This is a genomic window from Hyphomicrobium nitrativorans NL23 (genome assembly GCF_000503895.1).
Taxonomy (GTDB): Bacteria; Pseudomonadota; Alphaproteobacteria; order Rhizobiales; family Hyphomicrobiaceae; genus Hyphomicrobium_C; species Hyphomicrobium_C nitrativorans.
This window is the reverse complement of sequence record NC_022997.1, coordinates 423992-444247: the sequence shown is the minus strand read 5'-3', so window position 1 is coordinate 444247 and position 20256 is coordinate 423992. Positions and strand designations below refer to the sequence as shown.

Genomic DNA, 20256 nt, shown 5'->3' with positions numbered 1-20256 from the left:
CGACCACGAGATCCTCCGTACATCCGATTGTATCAGATGTACGAATATCTACTACGGATTGCAGAAAGGGCAGCCGCTAGCGTTCTGCATCCTTAAATCCAGCCATGTGGAACGCCCGGCACGGCGCCCACCCGCTATTGCAGGCGCTCGATCCGATTGCCGATGGCGAGCGCATAGATCCACAGACGGCGCTCCTCCCGGGTCCACGTGTCGGTATCCGGTTTTTCGTCCAGCAGCTCGCTTCCGCGAACCAGCGCATTGGAGCGCCGGTCCCACCAAGCTGCCTCGTCGTCGCTGAGATCGGTCCTCAAAGAAGCCATGGAAGGTCCCCCGTGTGCTGCAGGGACGCATCCCGCCCGGCGCCAGCCGGCCGTCGCCCCTACACCCCTCGTTCGCCGCACATGATGGCTGCCAACCCCCAAAGCAGGACAGCCATGGGTGAGGCTAAGGCAATTCGTGTGTGGCTTCGAGAGCTCGGGGCGCGGAGAATCGCAAAAGCGCGCGACCTGATGCGAATATGTTTCGCTCGCCCCCAAATGCGCGGACAGGCACGCGGCGAATGCCGCATGCCTGCGCGTAACGTCGTCATACGTCGGACCGATGCAGCCAGGCTTATGCCTCGGCGGCCGCGCCCTCGTCACCACCGGCAGCGGCTTCGGCGGCCTTGGCGGCGGCTTCGGCCTTCGCAGCCGCGCGCTCTTGGGCCTTCTTCTTCGGCTGGGCCTTCTGCGGGTTGTTGCGCGCATCGCGCTTCAGAAGTCCTGCGCCGTCGAACAGACGAAGCACGCGGTCCGTCGGCTGTGCCCCGACCGAGAGCCAATGCTTGCAGCGATCCTCGATCAGCTTCACGCGCTCGGGGTTATCCTTGGGCAGCATCGGGTTGAAGGTACCGATCTGCTCGATGTAACGGCCATCGCGGGGTGCCGTGCTGTGGGCCACGACGACGTAGTAGTACGGGCGCTTCTTTGCGCCGCCGCGCGAAAGACGGATCTTGGCTGCCATGACGTGAAATCCTTTCTCTATGTCATTTGATGCCGGGCGGCGCACCGCCCGAATTCGTCACTTCTTTTTCTTTCCCGGCACGCCGGGGAACTTCGGGAGCGCACCGCCGAGACCCGGCAGTCCGCCGCCAAGACCGGGAAGCCGCGGAACGCCGCCGCCCAGTCCAGGTAATCCTTTCGGAAGAGAACTCTTGAGATCGTCGGGCAGCTGCGCGAGCGCCTTCGGATCGAGCCTCGCGAGTTCGTTTTGCATGTCGGCAAGCTCGGCTTCGGAAGGCCCGCCACCGCCGCCCATCCCGAACATCCGCGCCATCATGCCTTTGTTCTTGCCCATGGCGCGCATCATGTCGGCCATCTGGCGATGCATTTTAACGAGCTTGTTCACATCCTCGACGCGTGTGCCGGAACCGGCCGCAATACGCCGCTTGCGCTTGGCGTCGAGCACTTTCGGATGCCGCCGCTCCTTGGGCGTCATCGAGGATATGATCGCGCGCTGACGCTTCACGATGCTGTCGTCGAGATTGGCGGCGTTGAGCTGGGCTTTCATTTTGCCCATGCCGGGCAGCATCCCGAGCACGCCGCCCATGCCGCCGATCTTTTCCATCTGCTTGAGCTGCTCGGACAAGTCTTCGAGGTCGAACTCGCCCTTCTTCATCTTCTGGGCGATCGACTTCGCCTTTTCGACGTCGATCGTCTGCGCGGCCTTCTCGACGAGGCCCACGATATCGCCCATGCCGAGGATGCGTCCGGCAACGCGCTCGGGATCGAAGTCTTCGAGCGCATCCCACTTTTCGCCGGTACCGAGCAGCTTGATCGGCTTGCCGGTGACGGCGCGCATGGAGAGCGCAGCACCGCCGCGGCCGTCGCCGTCCGCGCGCGTCAGCACGGTGCCGGTGATGCCGAGCCGGGAATCGAACGCCTTCGCGGTGTTGACGGCATCCTGGCCGGTCAAGCTGTCGAGAACGAGCAGGATCTCGTGCGGCTGCGTGGCGTCGCGAACCTCCGCGACCTCCGTCATCAATTCTTCGTCGAGCGTCGTGCGGCCGGCGGTATCGAGGATAACGACGTCGTAACCGCCGAGACGCGCAGCCTCCATCGCCCGCTTCGCGATCTGGAGCGGGCCTTGGCCAGCAACGATCGGAAGCGTCGCCACGCCCGTCTGCTCGCCGAGCACGCGAAGCTGCTCTTGCGCGGCCGGCCTGCGCGTATCGAGCGACGCCATCAGGACTTTTTTCTTGTCCCGGTTGGTCAGGCGCCAGGCGATCTTGGCGGTCGTCGTCGTCTTGCCGGAGCCCTGCAGGCCCGCCATCAGGATCGCGACGGGCGGGCTCGCGTGGAGATCGATCGGCGCGGCTTCGGAACCGAGCGTCCGGATCAGTTCGTCGTTAACGATCTTGACGACCATATGGCCGGGCGTAACGGAGCGCAGAACCTCCTGGCCGATCGCCTTGGCCCGCACCCTGTCCGTGAAGTCCCGCACCACGTCGAGGGCCACGTCCGCCTCGATCAGGGAGCGGCGCACCTCGCGCATGGCTTCCGCCACGTCGCTCTCGGTGAGGGCGCCACGCTTGGTAAGCTTGTCGAAAACGCCCGACAGCCGGTCCGAAAGCGATTGAAACATCACGATCCTTCTGCAAAACACCAAAGCACCCGAGGGCGCGACGCGCTGTCGGGTGTTGACCCCCCTGCCTCCCGGTGCAATCTCGCGGCACCATGTGCAGGGCGGCGGCTCTGAGAAACAGGGCCGTTTGAAGTGGCCGCACCTTCTCCGATCGGATGCGCCCTGTCAACGATCTCCGCCCTTCAGGGCGCACGAAAACCATAATTCCCGCGCCGATTGGGGGCAAGGGAGCGGGGGCCAGGGGAGCGGCCCCCTCCGAAAATGGGGCCGAAGCCCCTGGGGAGGAATTTTCATGTCTGAGCGACGCAGCCTTCGTCGGGCGGCTTCATTGGTTCTGATGCCCATGCTCGCAGCGGGCGGCTGCTCATCGATCGGCGGCGGGGGCGGCAACCCGTTCGGCAGCACCAACGACTTCGACCGCACCTTCATCAGCGCCGCCCAGACCTGGGACCTCAACAAGGACGGCGACGTCACCTGCGACGAGTGGATCCAGTATCTCGGCATCATGTTCCGCGAGCACGATGCCAACGGCGACGGCTTCCTCGACGCGGAGGAATACGCCGCCATGGCCCGCAGCGACCGGCTCTTCGAAGTCGCCAAGCTCCCCTATTACGACGCCAACAAGGACGGCAAGGTCACGCTCCAGGAAATGACCGGCACGCACAACGTCGCCTTCAAGCTGCTCGACCGCAACCAGGACTGCCGCATCGACCGCACCGAGACCGTACAGGTCCACGATGCGGTCCAGCCGAAGCCCAAGGACGTCGATCAGTCGATGCCGCGGACTTCGCCGGGCGCTGGCATCCCCGGCCGCTAACGGGGGCGAACGTCACTCGGTCGCGGCGGGCTCCATACGCACGATGCGCCCGTTGCGCTCGTCGGTCAGCAGATAGACGGCGCCGTCCGGCCCTTGCCGCACGTCACGAACGCGCTGGCCGATGTCGTCGGCGACGACTTCGTGCTGCACAACCTTGCCGTCCTCGATCACGAGGCGCTGCACCTGCATGTACTTGAGCGCACCCGCGAGCAGGTTGCCCTTCCATTCCGGAAACAGATCGCCCGTATAGAGCAACACGCCCGACACCGCGATGGACGGCGTCCAGTGATAGACGGGCTGCTCCAGCCCCTCTTTTTCTTGAACGCCGTCGCCGATTTTCGCGCCCGAATAATCGATGCCGTACGTGATCACGGGCCAACCGTAGTTCTTGCCCTTCTCGGTGAGATTGAGTTCGTCGCCACCCTGCGGCCCGTGCTCCACCGTCCACAGCACGCCCTTGTCCGCATCGTACGCCGCACCCTGCACGCTGCGATGTCCGATGGACCAGACGAGCGGATTCCATCCCTCTCCTGCCGGGCTCGGAAGCGCCGGCTTTCCGTCTTGCGTGATGTAGAGAACCTTGCCGATGGTGCTCGCCGGGTTCTGTGCCTCGTCCGGTCGGTCGCCGCGGTCGCCCGTGGTCACGAACAGATTTCCATCCGGCGTGACCACGATGCGCGATCCGAAATGGCGGTCGCTGCCGGGAACGGGAGGCTCCTGCTGGAAGATCACTTTCACATCCGTGAGCTTGCCGCTTGCGCCGTCGAGCGTGAGCTTGCCGCGCGCAACCGCCGTGGCACTCGCACCGTTACCGCGCAGTTGGCTGAACGAGAGGAAAATCGTTCCGCTGTCGATGTAATCCGGCGCGAGGGCCACATCGAGCAGACCGCCCTGGTTCTTTGCGTACACCTCCGGCACGCCGGTAATCGGCGCGCCGAGCGAGCCGTCCTTGCCCACGACCCTGAGCCGGCCCGGAAGCTCCGTCACGAGATAGCGCCCATCCGGCAGGAACTGCAGTCCCCACGGCCGCTCCAAACCTTCCGCAACCTGCGTCAACATAATCGCCGTCTTCGGTGCGGCCGGTGCGTTGGTCTGCGCGCCGATTGCGGAGAACGCGCCGAGCATCGGAACGGCCATCAGGAACAAAACGGGAGCAACGGTGCCTGGGCGAAAGCGCATCGGAAACCTCATGTCTTGTTTTAGGGTCTGGGATTATTTAAGGCGTTCCCGCCGTATTCCGAGGGGTCTCGGCATGTTCACGATTAGAAAAGCGAAAACCACGCTATTTGTCTTTTGACGGTGCTTCACCCATATAGTCGCGTCATGACATCCGCCCCCACCCGCTATGTAAAGATGAACGGCCTCGGCAACGAGATTGTCGTCGTCGATTTCCGTCGCGGGGGCGGCCCACTGAAGCCTCAGGACGTGAGAGCCGTCGCGGAAAATCCCGCCACAGGTTTCGACCAGATGATGGTGCTCCACAAGGCGCGAACACCCGGCACGGACGCATTCGTTCTGATCTTCAACACCGATGGATCGGAATCGGCCGCCTGCGGCAACGGCACACGCTGCATCGCCTGGCTTGAGCACCTCGGCACCGGAAGATCGGAATTCCGCTATGAAACCCGCGCTGGCCTGCTCGACGTCGGCGTGAAGAACAGCGACGACATCACGGTCGATATGGGTCAGCCCCGCTTCGGCTGGGCCGACGTTCCGCTCTCCGAGCCGTTTCACGATACCCGCGCCATCGAGCTGCAGATCGGCCCCATCGAAGCGCCGATCCTGCACTCCCCGTCGGTGGTCAACGTCGGTAATCCTCACGTCGTATTCTGGACCGACAAGCCGGTGGATAGTTACGATCTTGCGCGGTTCGGCCCGATGATCGAGAACCACCCGCTGTTTCCCGAGCGCGTCAACGTCACGCTCGCGGACGTTCAATCCCGCGATACCATCCGTATTCGCACCTGGGAGCGGGGCGCGGGCCTCACCCGCGCGTGTGGCACGGCGGCCTGCGCAACCGCCGTCTCGGCCATGCGCAAAAGGCTGGCCGACCGCAAGGTCACAGTGACGCTCCCCGGCGGCCCCCTCGTCATAGAATGGACGGCCGACGACCGTATCCTCATGACAGGCCCCGCGGAAATCGAACACGAAGGCGATCTTGACGCCATTCTGTCGGCGAACCGCGCGCCGGCTCCGCCGCTTGTCCCCCACGAGCGTTTGCCCTAGATGATGAGCGCCTCGGACTTCATCGGTTCGGAGCGAGAATTGTTGGTCTCATCAATGACGTAGAGAGCGATCAGACTTCGACGAGCATGATCGCGATCTGAAGAGTCCAGTGGAAATCCGCAAGCCGAAGTCCGAACAACGATGTCCGAACCCCTGATCGTGACGCTTGGCTGCCGGCTCAACACTTACGAGTCCGAGGTGATGCGCCGCCACGCCTCCGACGCAGGTCTCGACGATTGCATCATCGTCAACACGTGCGCCGTCACCGCCGAAGCCGTTCGCCAAGCAGAGCAGACCATCCGCCGCTTGCGGCGCGAGCGCCCCGGCGCGCGCCTCGTCGTCACGGGCTGCGCCGCACAGATCGAACCGGAGCGCTTTGCGGAAATGCCGGGCGTGGATCACGTCGTCGGTAACGCGGAGAAGCTCGCACCCGAAACATTCAAGGCCCTCGCCACCGACACGTTGGCGGACGTCGCCGTCAACGACATCATGAGCGTACGCGAAACCGCGCTGCACATGATCGACGGCTTTGGCTCGCGCGCCCGCGCTTACCTCCAAATTCAAAACGGCTGCGATCATCGCTGCACGTTCTGCATCATTCCCATGGGCCGCGGCCCCTCGCGCTCGGTGCCCGCCGGAGAAGTCGTCGCGCAAGCCAGGAGGCTCGTCGAGGCCGGATATCCCGAGATCGTCCTCACCGGCGTCGACATGACGTCCTACGGTGCCGATCTCCCGGGCAGCATGTCGCTCGGCCGGCTCGCCAAGCAGATCCTGAAGCACGTCCCCGAACTCCGCCGTCTTCGCCTCTCGTCCATCGATCAGGTCGAAGCCGACCGGCATCTCATCGATGTCATCGCGTCCGAACCGCGCCTGATGCCTCACCTGCATCTTTCGATGCAGGCCGGCGACGACATGATCCTGAAGCGCATGAAGCGTCGCCACCTGCGCGAGGACGCCATCCGCTTCTGCAACGAAATTCGCCGCCTGCGCCCCGACGTCGTGTTCGGCGCCGACCTGATCGCCGGCTTCCCGACCGAGACGGAAGACATGTTCGAACGCACGCTCGACATCGTCGACACGTGCGGCCTCACTTACCTCCACGTCTTCCCCTATTCGCCGCGCAAAGGCACGCCCGCCGCACGCATGCCGCAAGTCGCGCGCGCCGCCATCAAGGAACGCGCCGCACGCCTGCGCGCGAAAGGCGAAGCAGCCCACAGCAACTATCTCGACCGCCTCGCCGGTCGCCGTACGGAGATCTTGATGGAGCGCGAAGACCTCGGCCGCACACCGCATTTCGCCGAAGTGCGCCTCGACCGGCCCGCACTGATCGGCTCGTTTCAGTGGGCGACGCTCGGCAGCCACGACGGCCGCCGCTTGAATGGGATGGTCCACGCGTGACGGCCGACACACCGAAACGGAAAGGGTTTCTGAGCCGCTGGCTTGGAACGGCGGAAGAGCCCGAGGCGCCCGCCGAGGAGACCGCGTCGGACATTGCGACGCCTGAGAGCGATTTCGCGAACCCCGCACCGCCGCCGCCACAAGACCAATCCGAAACGCCCGCTCCGGCCGGGACAGCAACGCCGTCCCAACCCGAAGTCACTGAGTTGGACGCCAGCGCGGAACCGGAACCCGCAGCCGAGCCCGCGCGCGTCGGCTGGTTCGGCCGCCTCAAGGCTGGCCTGTCGAAAACGTCGTCGCGTCTGACGGAAAGCATCGCCGGCCTCGTTACCAAGAAGAAGCTCGATCACGAAACGCTCGAAGACCTCGAAGACGTTCTGATCGGCGCCGACCTCGGCATCGAAACCGCTTCCCGCATCACGGCTGCCCTCGCAAAAGGCCGCTTCGACAAAGCCGTCTCGCCGGAAGAGGTGCGCGCAGTCCTCGCAGATGAAGTCGCGCGCGTCCTGGAACCCGTCGCGCAGCCGCTCGTCATCGACGACAGCTTGAAACCGCACGTCATTCTCGTGCTCGGCGTCAACGGCTCCGGCAAGACGACCACAATCGGCAAACTCGCCGCACGCTTCACCCGCGAAGGCCGTCGCGTGATGCTGGCCGCCGGCGACACCTTCCGCGCCGCCGCCATCGACCAACTCAAGGTTTGGGGCGAGCGCACCGGCGCGCCCGTCGTCTCGCGCGATCTCGGCGCCGACGCCTCGGGCCTCGCCTTCGACGCGCTGAAAGAGGCGAAAGAGGGCGGCTACGACGTTCTCCTGCTCGACACCGCCGGCCGCCTTCAGAACAAGGAGGGGCTGATGGCCGAGCTCGAAAAGGTCGTGCGCGTCATCAAGAAGCTCGATCCGGATGCGCCGCACAGCACTCTGCTGGTGCTTGACGCGACGACCGGCCAGAACGCGCTGCAGCAGGTCGACGTGTTCGGCAAGCGCGCAGGCGTCAGCGGGCTCGTCATGACCAAGCTCGACGGAACGGCGCGCGGCGGCATCCTCGTCGCCATCGCAGCAAAATATGGCCTTCCCGTTCACGCCATCGGCGTCGGCGAAGGGATCGACGACCTTCAAGCCTTCTCTGCCGGGGACTACGCACGCGCCATTGCAGAAATCTGACACCACCGAAACACCAGTCCGCGTAAGCGCGGGGCAGCAAGTCCCCGAGCCCATCCGCAGCGACAAACAAAGGTTACCAGACGTATGAGCCGCCGCCGCCTCTATCCGTTCAACGCCGAGCAGACGGTCAACATCCTCAGCGAGTTCGGACCGCTCGTCTTGATGTTCGTCGTCAACGCGCTCTACGGGATCGCGGCTGGCACGTGGGCGCTGATCGTTTCGACCCTCGTCGCGATTGTCGCGATGATCTACATGTTCCGCCGCCCGCCCATCTTCCCGCTCATCGCGTCATCGGTCACCATCGTCTTCGGCGCCTTGACGCTGATCACCGGCGACCCGATGTGGGTGCAGATCAAGGTCACGATCTTCAACGCGATGTTCGCGGGCTTCCTCTTCCTCGGCCTCTGGCTGGATCGCAACTTCTTCCAGTACGTCTTCGAGAAGACCTTTCATTATACCAAGGCAGGCTGGGACACGTTCACGCGCAGCTTCGCCTGGTTCTTCGTCCTCACGGCACTTTTGAACGAAGTCGTCCGCATCGGCTTCAAAGACGACCAGATCTACCACGTTCTCGGTTTCGCCATGAACGGCGTCGATGTCTGGATCGCGTTCAAGCTGTTCTTCGTGCTTCCGATGAGCGGCATCTACGCATGGCTTCTCACCAAATGGATGAGCAAGCATCACTTGTGACACGCGCCACAAAAGACCCAAGTCCCGAAACGTACAGCTGAGCCCGGCGATCAGAGCGAACGGAACACCGACAATGAGCCAACTCGACACCAAGAGCGCCGCCGGACCTCACAACGCAGAACCCCCGCTTCTGAAGTTCCTGCTCGAACTGGGCCCGCTCGTCGTGTTCTTCATCGTCAACGCGCGCGCCGACATCTTCTGGGGCACGGGATGCTTCGTCGTGGCAACGCTCGTGTCGCTCACGGCGTCGCGCATCCTGTTCGGAAAGATCCCGGTGATGCCCCTCGTCTCGGGCGTTTTCGTTATCCTGTTCGGCAGTCTTACGCTTTATCTTCAGGACGAGCTTTTCATCAAGCTGAAGCCGACCATCGTCAACGGCATCTTCGCCAGCATCCTGTTCGGCGGTTTGCTGTTCGGGCACGCCCTGCTCAAATATCTTTTCGGCGACGTATTCGCTCTCACGGCCGAAGGCTGGCGCAAGCTGACGTTCCGTTGGGCGTGCTTCTTTGTCTTTCTCGCAATACTCAATGAAGTGACATGGCGCCTCTTGTCGACCGACGCTTGGGTGTCTTTCAAACTATTTGGTATCATGCCGATAACAATGGCGTTCGCCATCGCACAAGTCGGACTGTTAAAGCGTTATGCGTCGGACCCCGAGCCGAACAACTGACGCACCATCGATATGGTCAATACTGACGGTCAGCATGCTTTTGATACCTTGTCGTGTCATAAATGCACGACTCCTGTTTGTATGAACCATTTTGTCTAGACGCGCTGATCTGAATTGTTAAGTGTGTGCTCCATGGGCGTGCGGACACGCCATGAAACCGCTCTTTGAGCAAAAGTTCCACACAGGGATTGGACCCAAAAAAGTACACATCACGACAATGCGCGACACGAAAGACGAATTCGGCAGTCTCGAGCGATCGCCTCTCCACCTTCTTCACCGTGCAGACCAATGCGCGACGGATCTCTTCCTTGCAGTTCTGCAGGAGGACGGTTTGACGCCAAGGCAGTTCGCGGTGCTGTCGACGATCGCCAAGTTCGAGGGCTTGAGCCAAACCCACCTTGTCGAGAGAACGGGCATCGACCGCTCCACGGTGGCAGACATCACGCAACGGCTTTTGAAGCGGGGCCTCATTCAACGCCGGCGCACACGCGAAGATGCGCGCGCCTACGCTGTGACGTTGACCGAGCTCGGATGGAACAGGCTGAAGGCCGCGGCGCCCTATGTAAAGCGCGTGGACGAAGCGATCCTCGCAGCGCTCGCAGACACGCACCGCGAACGTTTCGTCGACGATCTCATCGCCATCGTCGATGCGCTGCAGTCGAAGCCCGATACACCGGAATAAAAAAGGGCCCCCTTACGAGGGCCCCTTGCTTTCTCCGATCGAAGAACGCGCGTTTCCTACGCCGCGGCCTTGAGCAGGTTACGGCCGATCAGCGTTTCCGCGATCTGCACGGTGTTGAGTGCCGCGCCTTTGAGCAGGTTGTCCGACACGATCCACATCGCAAGACCGTTCTCGACGGTTGCATCCTCGCGAATGCGCGACACGAACGTGTCGAACTCGCCGGCCGCCTCGACAGGCGTGACGTAGCCGCCCGGCTCGCGCTTATCGACCACCTGCACGCCCGGTGCGTCACGCAGGATATCGCGCGCTTCGTCCGCCGTGATCGGCCGCTCGAACTCGATGTTGACCGACTCCGAGTGACCGACGAACACCGGCACGCGCACGCACGTCGCCGTCAGCTTGATGGACGGGTCGAGCATCTTCTTCGTCTCGGCGACCATCTTCCATTCCTCTTTCGTGAAACCGTCTTCCATGAAAACGTCGATATGAGGAATGCAGTTGAAGGCGATCTGCTTCGGAAACTTGTTCGGCTCGACGTCCTGCCCGGGCACGTACTTGCCCTTGGTCTGAGACCACAGCTCGTCCATCGCATCCTTGCCCGCGCCCGAAACGGACTGATAGGTCGAGACGACGACGCGCTTGATCTTCGCGGCATCGTGCAGCGGCTTCAGCGCGACGACCAACTGGGCCGTCGAGCAGTTGGGGTTGGCGATGATGTTCTTCTTCGTGAAGCCCTGAACGGCATCCGCGTTGACTTCCGGCACGATGAGCGGCACGTCCTGGTCATAGCGCCAGCACGACGAGTTATCGATCACGACCGCACCCATGGCCCCGATCTTCGGGCTCCAGACCTTCGACACGGATGAGCCGGCGGACATCAGGCAAATATCCACTTTCGAGAAATCGAACTGTTCGAGGTCCTGGCATTTGAGAGTCGCGTCTCCGTACGAAACCTCGGCGCCGAGCGAACGGCGCGAAGCAACGGCGAAGACTTCGTCAGCGGGGAAGCTGCGCTCGACGAGCACGTTCATCATTTCGCGGCCGACATTGCCGGTCGCACCCACGACAGCGACTTTATATCCCATGATTTTCAGGTCCTTTTCCGTCCAATCGGAATTTTCCGACCGGCGGCGTTGACTTACGCGCCGAAGCCCCGTCTTTCAAGGTTCTTTCGAACATCTCGACCTTTGGCCAAAGTAAGCTTGGCGGGGAAGCGCACCATCCCTCCCGGCCAAACAGCAGGCCATGCCCCCGGCGGAAGCGCCATGTCTTTGACAGGCGTAGCCGCAGCATTCTAGGTCGAGAGGCGCTGGCTAAGATTGGAAGGCTCGACTTGCCGACACCGCCCACCACCCCGCTCGCCAACGAACGCGCGAACGAGCCTCAATGGCCCGACGGCATCACGCCGACCGACGAATACCGCGCCGCGCTCGATTTCCTCGCCGACGCACGCGAAGGCCACTTGTTCGTGACCGGCCGCGCCGGAACCGGCAAATCGACGCTGCTGCGCGCCCTGCAAGGCACGCTCGATGCCGAGATCGTCGTCGTCGCCCCCACGGGGCTCGCGGCCGTCAACGTTGGCGGCCAGACCATCCATTCGTTCTTTGGCCTCCCCCCGCGGCTTTTTGCGCTCGGACGACATCCGCCGCAGCCGCAATGGCCAGGTCATGCGCAAGCTCGACTTTCTCGTCATCGACGAAGTCTCGATGGTACGCTCGGACCTGATGTGGGCCCTCGACCAGTCGCTCCGCATCAACCGCGGCCGCCCACGCGAACCGTTCGGCGGCGTCCGCCTCGTACTGTTCGGAGACTTGCATCAGCTCCCGCCGGTGGTTCAGGAAGCCGAGGTCGCAGCCCATCTCGAATCCGAGTTCGGCGGTCCGTTCTTCTTTTCCGTGCCCGCCCTCGGCGAAGGCGCGGGCACAGCCCGCCTCGAACTCACGCAGGTATTCCGCCAAAGCGACGAAGCGCTGATCTCGGTGCTGAACCGGATCCGCGACGGCGAGGTCGAGGAGGACGATCTCATCCAGCTCAACGAGCGCGTGGCTCCGATCCGCACGCTCGGAGAGGGCGAGAAATTTGTCATCCTGACGCCCACCAACGCCGCGGCTCACCGCATCAACGCCGCCTACCTCGACGCCCTGCCCGGCCACGCCCACACGTATGAGGCGGGCATCACCGGAGATTTCACGAACGCCTCGCACCCGACGGACAGCGCCCTCACCTTGAAACCGGGCGCCAAGGTCATCCTTCTGCGCAACGATCCCGAGCGCCGCTGGGTCAACGGCACGATCGCGCGCATCTCGCGCCTGGAAGACAAGAAGGTGATGATCGAGGTTGCCGGCCGCGAGCACGAGCTTGAGCCGGTGAGCTGGGAGCAGCGCCGCTACGCCTACGACAAGGAGCAGGAGAAGATCGTCGGCACGGTCGCCGGCACCTTCAAGCAGTACCCGGTCCGCCTCGCCTGGGCGCTCACCATTCACAAGGCCCAGGGCCTGACCCTCGACAACGTCTACATCGATCTCGGGCGCGGAACCTTCGCCCACGGTCAGGCGTATGTCGCTTTGTCGCGCTGCCGGTCTTTGGAGGGCTTGGCGCTCGCTCGCCCCCTGACGCCCCGCGACATTCTCTTCGATCGCTCGGCCTTGGGATACCGGGAGCGGTTCCCAGCGCTTTAGATAAAGATATGGCTTGCTTGGCTTTTCTCGCATCTGCGAAATGTGATCACGAATGCCGACATTCGCCAGTCGGCGGACAATCTCCGATTAACCCCGCCAACACTGGGAAAATCGCCCACTGACGCAGAGCAGCATATTCCATGTTGCGCTGCAAAAATATTCTGCTACTGTCCCTATCGAGACATCGGGCACCGCAAGCCGTCGCAAGCGGGAGGCCCCGCGTTGGAATAACCAGCCGATCTCTTCCGATAGGAGCACCCCCATGAACGACTTTACCCGCCAGACCCAAGAGTTCTTTTCCGCCGCCAAGGATGCCCGCATCCCCGAGCAGGTTCAGGCCATCGCCGAGGACAGCGTGTCGAAGGCTCGCGAGACCTACGGCAAGCTGAACAGTGTCGCCAAGGACAACGCCAAGGTGTTTGAGGAAGCGACCGTCGCGGCCTTCGCCAGCGCCAAGTCGATCGGCGAGAAGGTCCTGAAGAACACGGAGGCAAACGCCGAAGCCGTGTTCGACGCCGCCGAGGCCATTGCCCGCGCCAAGACGTTTCCCGAGCTGATCCAGCTGCAGACGGCGTTCGTCCAGAAGCAGTTCACGGTCGCTGGCGCCCAGTCGAAGGAGCTCTTCGAGCTGTCGACCAAGCTTGCCCAGCAGACGTTCGAGACCTTCAACTCGGCCGCGACGAAATCCTTCGAGCAGGTCAAGAAGGCGGGCTAATCCAAACGCTCCGTTTTCACGCACTCGGCGCCCGGCGATCCCCATCGCCGGGCGTTTTGTTTTGATTGCCAATTTTTTTGCGAGCGTCGCCGCCGCGCACGTTACACACAGCAAAATCCACGCTATAATCCTTCCATGTTAGGGTCGCGTTCCGACATCAAGGTTCGTAAGGGGAAGCTCGCCGACGCTCAGCCCGTCGCCGAAGCTTTTCGCGAATCCTGGACGCAGGCGTATCGCGGTGTCATCCCCCACACCCATCTGGAAAACATGATCCGCCGGCGCGGCGCCGATTGGTGGTCGAACGTCATCAAGAGCGGTGACAATCTCATCGTAATCGAGAAGGCCGGCGCCATCGCCGGTTACGCGACGCTCGGCTTTTCGCGCACGCGCGGTCCCTATCAAGGCGAGATCTACGAACTCTACATTGCACCCGTTTATCAGGGCCTCGGGCTCGGCGAGCACCTGTTCGAAGCTTGCCGCCACGGGCTGGACCAGCGCCGTCTCAAGGGGCTCATCGTCTGGGCGCTGGCTGAGAACACACGCGCCACGGATTTTTACTGGCGCCGCGGCGGCCGCCCCGTGAAGCAGGCCTTCGAAACGATGAGCGGCGAAAAGCTCGAAAAAATCGCTTTCGCCTGGCCGACCTGAAGCGCCAACGGCACGCTCACAGGACCGAACCGCCCGACAACGAGGGCGCTGCCCAGCGCGGGCGCAATCGCCCGCAACGCTTTGGCAAGACGGAGTTTATACGCCCAGCGCTTGCGCGGCCGGTCCGCAGTTCGCCATCCCGCCGATATGTCTTAACCTCCGGCATGAAGCAGCCCGCACGCAGCGCCTCCGGCATGCCATGATAGGGCGTCGCCGGATCGTCCTTTGGCCTCCTCCTCGATCGCCTCGACCGTGTTCTCGGTTGAGAAGCCCCGTTCGGCGGAAGGGCCGCACTTCCGTTCACTGCCTGCGGTTGCTATATCGGCCCGCAACTGACCCCGCCGTGCTTCCCGGCGAAGCGCGGCCAACCTGAAGACCAGGGCGTGATGAGCGACATAAAAATCGCCGTGACGGGAGCCGCGGGCCGTATGGGGCGCGAGCTTGTCCGTATCATTGCCGAAACCAACGGCGTGACCCTGAGCGGCGCGACAGAGCCCGCGGGCTCGCCGCATCTCGGCACGGACATCGCCACCCTGGCGGGCCTCCCCCCTCCGGCATCGTCGTAACGTCCGATCCCGCCGCCATCGTCGCCGCGAGCGACGCGGTCATCGACTTCACAACGCCTCAAGCCACCGTCGAGATCGCCGCCCTCGCGTCGAAGGCCGGCGTCGTCCATGTCATCGGCACCACAGGTCTCGGCGAAAACGACGAAGCCGCGATCGAAGCCGCATCCCGCCATGCTACGGTCATCAAGGCGGGCAACATGAGCCTCGGTATCAACCTCCTGACGGCCGTCACGCGGCGCATCGCCGAAGCTCTCGATGCGGACTTCGATATCGAGATTGTGGAGATGCACCACCGCCAGAAAGTCGATGCTCCATCCGGCACGGCTTTGATGCTAGGTCAGGCGGCAGCCCAAGGGCGCGGGATCGAGCTCACCTCCGCAAGCGTGAGAACGAGGGACGGACACACCGGACCGCGCCAGCGTGGCGATATCGGGTTTGCCACGTTGCGGGGGGGCAGCGTAATCGGAGACCACACGGTCATTTTTGCGGGCGATGGCGAGCGGATCGAGATCACGCATCGTGCAGGCGACCGGAGCATTTTCGCGCGCGGCGCTGTCAAGGCTGCCGTCTGGGGCCGGGACAAAGGTCCGGGCCTTTTCGATATGAGCGATGTATTAGGACTTTAAGCAGCGATGTCGACGCTTGAAAGAACCAGACGGGCAGACACCATGACCAACACGCTCGTGCTCGTGCGCCATGGCGAGAGCGAGTGGAACAGGAAGAATATTTTCACCGGGATCCGAAACCCCGACTTGACGGACAAAGGCCTGATCGAAGCCGTTTGGGCCGGTCGCGTTCTGAAGGCAGAAGGTCTGCGGTTCGACATTGCCTTCACCAGCAAGCTGAAGCGCGCGCAGCACACGCTCGATATCATACTGGGCGAGATCGGCGGCGAGCTGCCCCCGATCGTCGAGGACGCAGCGATCAACGAACGCGACTACGGCGAGCTGTCCGGCCTCAACAAGGACCAGGCCCGCGATCGCTGGGGCGAAGAGCAGGTGCTCGAATGGCGCCGCAGCTTCGACACGCCGCCCCCAGGCGGCGAAAGCCTGAAGGACACGGCCGAGCGCGTCGTTCCCTACTACCGCGAGCACATTTGGCCTCACGTCGCAGCCGGGAAGAACGTTCTCGTCGCCGCGCACGGCAATTCGCTGCGCGCACTCATCATGTCCCTCGAACAGCTCTCCAGCCAAGAAATCCTGGACCGCGAACTGGCGACAGCGGCACCGCAAGTCTACCGTCTCGACGAGCTGGGCAACGTCGCGGAGTACCGCGAACTCGTCCGCTCGGAGGGCCGGGACGATGGCATCTGAAGACAGCCTGAAAGACGCCGGCAACGGCAGCGCGCGATCGCGCGACCGCTGGATCGGCGTCTACATCGGCGCGCTCGCCGTCGCGCTTGCGATCTGTGCGATGGGCGGCGCCAACGCCGCCAAGGAAGCGAACCACAGCAACATCGAAGCGACCAACGTCTGGGGTTTCTTCCAGGCCAAGAACATGCGCCGTCATGTCCTGCGCCTGCAGGTGGACGAGCTGGAGCTGCAGCTCGCCTCCGACACCGTGACGCAACCGCTGCGCGCGGCGATAGAAACCAAAATCGCAGCCTATCAGGCACTGGACAAGCAGCTCACCTCAGACCCCGAAAGCAACGAAGGCCTCGACGAACTCTTCCACCGCGGCAAAGCGCTCGAAGACGCCCGTGACATCGCAGCCAGCCGCGATCCCTACTTCGATTGGGGCGAGGCGCTCCTACAAATCGCGATTGTCCTCGCCGGCGTCGCCATCATATCGAGCGGCACGATGCTGATCGTCCTGAGCACGCTGGTCGGGGCCGCAGGCTTGGCCATGACGGTGAACGGCTTTTTCCTGCTCGTGCAGCTCCCCTTCATCGCCTAGCCACGGCGCGGCCTCCCTCTCCGCCCGCGCCCCGCGCTTGCCGCCCGCCCCGCAGCGCGCTACCACCTCCCGGAATTTTCCTTCCTCGAACGGACATCCCGACATGACCACGCACAAGCTGCTCCTGCTTCCCGGCGACGGCATCGGCCTCGAAACGATGACCGAGGTCGAACGCATCATCGCCTTCTTCAACGCTCAGGGCGGCGGCCATTCGTTCGAAACGGAAAGCGATCTTGTGGGCGGCGCGGCCTACGACGCGCACGGGGTTGCGGTGACAGATGCCTGCGTCGCTACGGCCAAGGCGGCGGACGCGGTCATCTTCGGCGCCGTCGGCGGCCCGAAGTGGGCGGACGCGCCCTATGCCCAGCGCCCCGAAGCCGGCCTGCTTCGCCTGCGCAAGGATCTGGACCTTTTCGCCAACCTTCGCCCGGCCATCTGCTACCCTGCGCTCGCCGACGCCTCGTCGCTGAAGCGCGAGCTGGTCGAAGGCCTCGACATCATGATCGTGCGCGAGCTGACCGGCGGCGTCTACTTCGGAGAACCGAAGGAGATCGTGACGCTGGAAGACGGAGGCAAGCGCGCCGTCGACACGCAGCTCTACACCACACGCGAGATCGCCCGCATCGCCAAGGTCGCGTTCGATCTTGCCCGCAAGCGCGGCAACAAGGTCCATTCCGCCGAGAAGCACAACGTCATGAAAACCGGCGTGCTCTGGAAGGAGGTCGTCACCGAGACGCACAAGACCTACGCGCCCGACGTCGAGCTTCACCACATCCTCGCCGACAACTGCGCCATGCAGCTCGTGCGCAATCCGAAACAGTTCGACGTTATCGTCACCGACAATCTGTTCGGTGACGTGCTCTCCGACGAAGCAGCAATGGCCACGGGCTCGCTCGGCATGTTGCCGTCGGCGTCCCTTGGCGCCGCCGACGAAAAGACCGGCAAGCGCATGGCGCTCTACGAGCCCGTACACGGGTCCGCCCCCGACATCGCGGGCAAAGGTCTCGCCAATCCCATCGCAACGATCGCAAGCTTCGGCATGGCGCTGCGCTACTCGTGCGGAATGAGCGAACAAGCCGATCTCATCGACAACGCCATCGCCGGCGTCCTCGCCGACGGCCTGCGCACGGGCGACATCATGCAGCCCGGCATGACGGAGGTCGGCACCAGCGAGATGGGCGCCGCCATCGTCAAGAAGCTCGAAACGCTGGTCGCCTAACTCCCGCTTGTGGGGAGCACAGGCTCAAAAAACCGGCGCGGCAGCGCCCGGGAGCAAGGCGACCCGCGGCAAGTGCCGCGGCCCTCCACATACCGGCACGCTGCTTATCCGATGCTTCCCTCAGCTTGCGTACGGCACGAAAACAGCGCGTCGGCGCTCGGGGCGCGACCGCGCCCCCGCGGCAACTGCCGCGGCCGTCCACTCGCGCCCGGCCTCTTGTCCGAAGCTTCTCGCAACTTGCATACGTAAACAAAAAAAGCGGCCCTCCCGCCAAAGAGGGCCGCTTCTTTCTTTGTTCGCCGTAAGAGACGAAGCTTAGTCCGCGATGATCGCGAAGACCTTGAAGTCCTTCGTCAGGCGGAAGTCGTACTGACCGGCCTTGCACTTCACGTCCTCGGCCTCGAACACGCCCGTACCCTCGGATTCCTTCTCGTAGGTGCCGCCCTCGCAGCCCCACTCGGCAACAGCCGCCTTGATCTTCTCGATCTCATCCGCCGACGGCTCGTCGTCAGCCATCGCAACGGACGAACCGAAAGCCATCATCACAGCAGCGGCGATAGCGAACGTACGCTTCATGTTTTCCTCCTTATGAAGCAGCATGGAATACTTCCATATCTCGTTGCCGCGCCGCAGCATGTCTAGAGGGAATAATTCCCGATTTAGGTCGGGAATTGCCAAGTCGCCCCCTCAAAAGCAATAAATTTTCGCATTTTGCAGAATTTGCCGACACGCCTCCTCCAGGGAAGGCGACTATGCCGCACTGCACACTCAGTCGGCCGACCGATTCGCGCACGCCCCTCACACCTTGCGCAGCGCCACCGTGCTCACTCTGTGGTCCTCGCCCTTGCGCAGGATGAGCCGCGCGCGGGGCCGCGTCGGAAGAATATTCTCGACCAGATTCTTGAGGTTGATGTTGCGCCAGATGTCGAGGGCGCGCGCCACTGCGTTGTCATGCGTCAACGTCACGTAGCGATGGAAGAATGCCGCCGGGTCGCGGAACGCGGTGCTCCGGAGCCGCATGAAGCGCTCCACGTACCACGTCTGGATAAGCTCTGGATCTGCGTCGATGAAAATCGAAAAGTCGATGAAGTCCGAAACGAATGGCTCCGACACACTGCCGCGCTCGAACGTCGCCGGCTGCAGCACATTGAGGCCTTCCACGATGAGAATGTCAGGCCGCTGGATCAGCGTCCTCTGCCCCGCCATGATGTCGTAGTGAAAGTGTGAATAGACCGGCGCTTCAAGCTCGCCCTTCCCGCTTTTGACATCCGCCAGGAAGTTGATCAGCCGCGCGGTATCGAAGCTCTCCGGAAAGCCCTTGCGATCCATCAGCCCGCGCGCGTCAAGCTCCCTGTTTGGAAGCAGGAAGCCGTCCGTCGTGACGAGATCGACCTTGGGATGATCCGGCCAGCGCGCAAGCAACGCCTTCAAGACGCGCGCCGTCGTACTCTTGCCGACTGCAACCGACCCGGCCACACCGATAATGAAGGGCACGCGGCAATCGGTGCGCCCGAGAAACGTCGAGGTCACCGAATGCAGCTTCTGCGCAGCCGCCACGTAGAGATTGAGCAACCTCGAAAGAGGAAGGTAGATCGTCTCGACCTCTTCGACGGAAAGCTCGTCCAGGAGGCCCGACAGCTCTTCGAGCTCGTCGGCTTCGAGCGTCATCGGCGTGTCGGCGCGCAGCCGGGCCCACTGCTCACGCGTAAAAACGCGATACGGCGAGAACTGAAGCTCCGGTGCCTGTGCCCCGATCAACTCGGTACAGAACGGGTTCCGGGCCGCCTTCGGCGCTTCGGCCATCTTGGTCATGGGGCACACCGGAAGCCTAGGCTTCTCCCTTTGCATCGCGAGATGCTTTTTCCGCGAGTCCCGACTGTGCCGTGCGGCCTTCGAGTACGGCGAACACGTCGTCGAGCGCAATGCCCCGCACTTCGAGCAGAACCAGGAGATGATAAAGGAGATCGGCCGCTTCCGCACGCAGGGCATCGTCGCTTTGGTGCACGCCCGCGATCACGGTTTCGACGGCTTCCTCGCCGAGCTTCTTGGCACAGCGCTCAGGCCCGCCGTCGAGAAGCTGGCGCGTGTAGGAGCGATCGGAAGCTTCCGCGCGCCTGGCCCGGATCGTCTCCGCCAAGCGAAAGAGAACGTCGCTAGTCATTAGACCGACTTTCGAGATCGTATGGCACGTGCCTTACGCCCCCGATAAGGACGTCCGCCGCGAGCGGACAACACCCCGCGGCCGGTAGAAAGACACTCGTGCCAT

General features: G+C 63.2%; 21 protein-coding genes and 2 pseudogenes. 15 read left to right on the top strand and 8 right to left on the bottom strand.

Annotated features, from left to right (window positions below):
• Window positions 1-134 precede the first annotated feature (134 nt).
• The 3 genes from W911_RS02000 to ffh all read right to left on the bottom strand — a co-directional run bounded on the left by W911_RS02000 (window position 135) and on the right by ffh (window position 2622).
• Window positions 135-320 (bottom strand): hypothetical protein, encoded by a 186-nt coding sequence (locus W911_RS02000; RefSeq protein ID WP_023785839.1) that lies wholly within the window; start codon window positions 318-320, stop codon window positions 135-137.
• Window positions 321-612: 292 nt separating this feature from the next.
• Entirely contained in the window at window positions 613-1002 is a 390-nt protein-coding gene (gene rpsP, locus W911_RS01995) for a 30S ribosomal protein S16 (protein ID WP_023785838.1), read from the bottom strand.
• A gap of 57 nt (window positions 1003-1059) precedes the next feature.
• A complete protein-coding gene (gene ffh, locus W911_RS01990) occupies window positions 1060-2622 on the bottom strand; it encodes a signal recognition particle protein (protein WP_023785837.1) in 1563 nt (520 codons plus the stop codon).
• A gap of 292 nt (window positions 2623-2914) precedes the next feature.
• Here ffh and W911_RS01985 point away from each other — a divergent pair, with 292 nt between their 5' ends.
• Window positions 2915-3439: an EF-hand domain-containing protein gene (locus W911_RS01985; RefSeq protein WP_023785836.1), complete on the top strand. Its 525-nt coding sequence runs from the start codon at window positions 2915-2917 to the stop codon at window positions 3437-3439.
• Between the two features lie 12 nt (window positions 3440-3451).
• Here the strand turns inward: W911_RS01985 and W911_RS01980 are convergent, their stop codons facing one another.
• A complete protein-coding gene (locus tag W911_RS01980; RefSeq protein ID WP_244438563.1) occupies window positions 3452-4618 on the bottom strand; it encodes a PQQ-dependent sugar dehydrogenase in 1167 nt (388 codons plus the stop codon).
• Window positions 4619-4762: 144 nt separating this feature from the next.
• Here W911_RS01980 and dapF point away from each other — a divergent pair, with 144 nt between their 5' ends.
• The 6 genes from dapF (at window position 4763) to W911_RS01950 (ending at window position 10268) form a co-directional block, all read left to right on the top strand.
• Complete coding sequence (gene dapF, locus W911_RS01975; protein WP_051388618.1) at window positions 4763-5665, top strand: diaminopimelate epimerase; 903 nt, start codon at window positions 4763-4765, stop codon at window positions 5663-5665.
• A 141-nt stretch (window positions 5666-5806) separates the two neighbouring features.
• Complete coding sequence (gene mtaB, locus W911_RS01970; RefSeq protein WP_023785833.1) at window positions 5807-7063, top strand: tRNA (N(6)-L-threonylcarbamoyladenosine(37)-C(2))-methylthiotransferase MtaB; 1257 nt, start codon at window positions 5807-5809, stop codon at window positions 7061-7063.
• Window positions 7006-8226: a signal recognition particle-docking protein FtsY gene (ftsY, locus tag W911_RS01965; RefSeq protein ID WP_425277575.1), complete on the top strand. Its 1221-nt coding sequence runs from the start codon at window positions 7006-7008 to the stop codon at window positions 8224-8226. The genes mtaB and ftsY overlap by 58 nt, the downstream gene beginning before the upstream one ends.
• A gap of 84 nt (window positions 8227-8310) precedes the next feature.
• Entirely contained in the window at window positions 8311-8916 is a 606-nt protein-coding gene (locus W911_RS01960; protein ID WP_023785831.1) for an inner membrane-spanning protein YciB, read from the top strand.
• Between the two features lie 73 nt (window positions 8917-8989).
• Window positions 8990-9586 (top strand): septation protein A, encoded by a 597-nt coding sequence (locus W911_RS01955; RefSeq protein WP_023785830.1) that lies wholly within the window; start codon window positions 8990-8992, stop codon window positions 9584-9586.
• Between the two features lie 151 nt (window positions 9587-9737).
• Complete coding sequence (locus W911_RS01950) at window positions 9738-10268, top strand: MarR family winged helix-turn-helix transcriptional regulator (RefSeq protein ID WP_341872103.1); 531 nt, start codon at window positions 9738-9740, stop codon at window positions 10266-10268.
• A 56-nt stretch (window positions 10269-10324) separates the two neighbouring features.
• Here W911_RS01950 and W911_RS01945 read toward each other — a convergent pair whose 3' ends face one another.
• A complete protein-coding gene (locus tag W911_RS01945; protein ID WP_023785828.1) occupies window positions 10325-11353 on the bottom strand; it encodes an aspartate-semialdehyde dehydrogenase in 1029 nt (342 codons plus the stop codon).
• Between the two features lie 383 nt (window positions 11354-11736).
• Here W911_RS01945 and W911_RS18855 point away from each other — a divergent pair.
• The 8 genes and pseudogenes from W911_RS18855 to leuB all read left to right on the top strand — a co-directional run.
• Window positions 11737-11823, top strand: a pseudogene (locus W911_RS18855) (hypothetical protein); the annotation flags it as partial.
• A 112-nt stretch (window positions 11824-11935) separates the two neighbouring features.
• Complete coding sequence (locus W911_RS18850; protein ID WP_280113253.1) at window positions 11936-12946, top strand: ATP-dependent DNA helicase; 1011 nt, start codon at window positions 11936-11938, stop codon at window positions 12944-12946.
• 262 nt (window positions 12947-13208) lie between these two features.
• The gene (locus W911_RS01935; RefSeq protein ID WP_023785827.1) at window positions 13209-13661 is read left to right on the top strand and encodes a phasin family protein; all 453 of its coding nucleotides are present in this window, start codon (window positions 13209-13211) and stop codon (window positions 13659-13661) included.
• A gap of 135 nt (window positions 13662-13796) precedes the next feature.
• Window positions 13797-14309 carry a GNAT family N-acetyltransferase gene (locus W911_RS01930; protein WP_023785826.1) on the top strand — a complete coding sequence of 171 codons (513 nt, stop codon included), beginning with the start codon at window positions 13797-13799 and terminating at the stop codon, window positions 14307-14309.
• A gap of 386 nt (window positions 14310-14695) precedes the next feature.
• Window positions 14696-15501 (top strand): annotated as a pseudogene (dapB, locus tag W911_RS01925) (4-hydroxy-tetrahydrodipicolinate reductase).
• Between the two features lie 42 nt (window positions 15502-15543).
• Complete coding sequence (locus tag W911_RS01920; protein WP_023785825.1) at window positions 15544-16188, top strand: 2,3-bisphosphoglycerate-dependent phosphoglycerate mutase; 645 nt, start codon at window positions 15544-15546, stop codon at window positions 16186-16188.
• On the top strand, window positions 16178-16771 hold the full coding sequence (locus W911_RS01915; protein ID WP_023785824.1) for a DUF4337 domain-containing protein: 594 nt from the start codon (window positions 16178-16180) through the stop codon (window positions 16769-16771). The genes W911_RS01920 and W911_RS01915 overlap by 11 nt, the downstream gene beginning before the upstream one ends.
• A 103-nt stretch (window positions 16772-16874) precedes the next feature.
• Window positions 16875-17990 (top strand): 3-isopropylmalate dehydrogenase, encoded by a 1116-nt coding sequence (gene leuB / locus W911_RS01910; protein ID WP_023785823.1) that lies wholly within the window; start codon window positions 16875-16877, stop codon window positions 17988-17990.
• A gap of 315 nt (window positions 17991-18305) precedes the next feature.
• On the opposite strand, the gene W911_RS01905 is transcribed toward leuB, so the two are convergent.
• The 3 genes from W911_RS01905 to W911_RS01895 all read right to left on the bottom strand — a co-directional run bounded on the left by W911_RS01905 (window position 18306) and on the right by W911_RS01895 (window position 20151).
• Window positions 18306-18566 carry a hypothetical protein gene (locus W911_RS01905; protein WP_041317038.1) on the bottom strand — a complete coding sequence of 87 codons (261 nt, stop codon included), beginning with the start codon at window positions 18564-18566 and terminating at the stop codon, window positions 18306-18308.
• A 222-nt stretch (window positions 18567-18788) separates the two neighbouring features.
• Complete coding sequence (coaA, locus tag W911_RS01900) at window positions 18789-19793, bottom strand: type I pantothenate kinase (protein WP_425277598.1); 1005 nt, start codon at window positions 19791-19793, stop codon at window positions 18789-18791.
• Window positions 19794-19818: 25 nt separating this feature from the next.
• Window positions 19819-20151 (bottom strand): phosphoribosyl-ATP diphosphatase, encoded by a 333-nt coding sequence (locus W911_RS01895; RefSeq protein WP_023785820.1) that lies wholly within the window; start codon window positions 20149-20151, stop codon window positions 19819-19821.
• Between the last annotated feature and the right edge of the window lie 105 nt (window positions 20152-20256).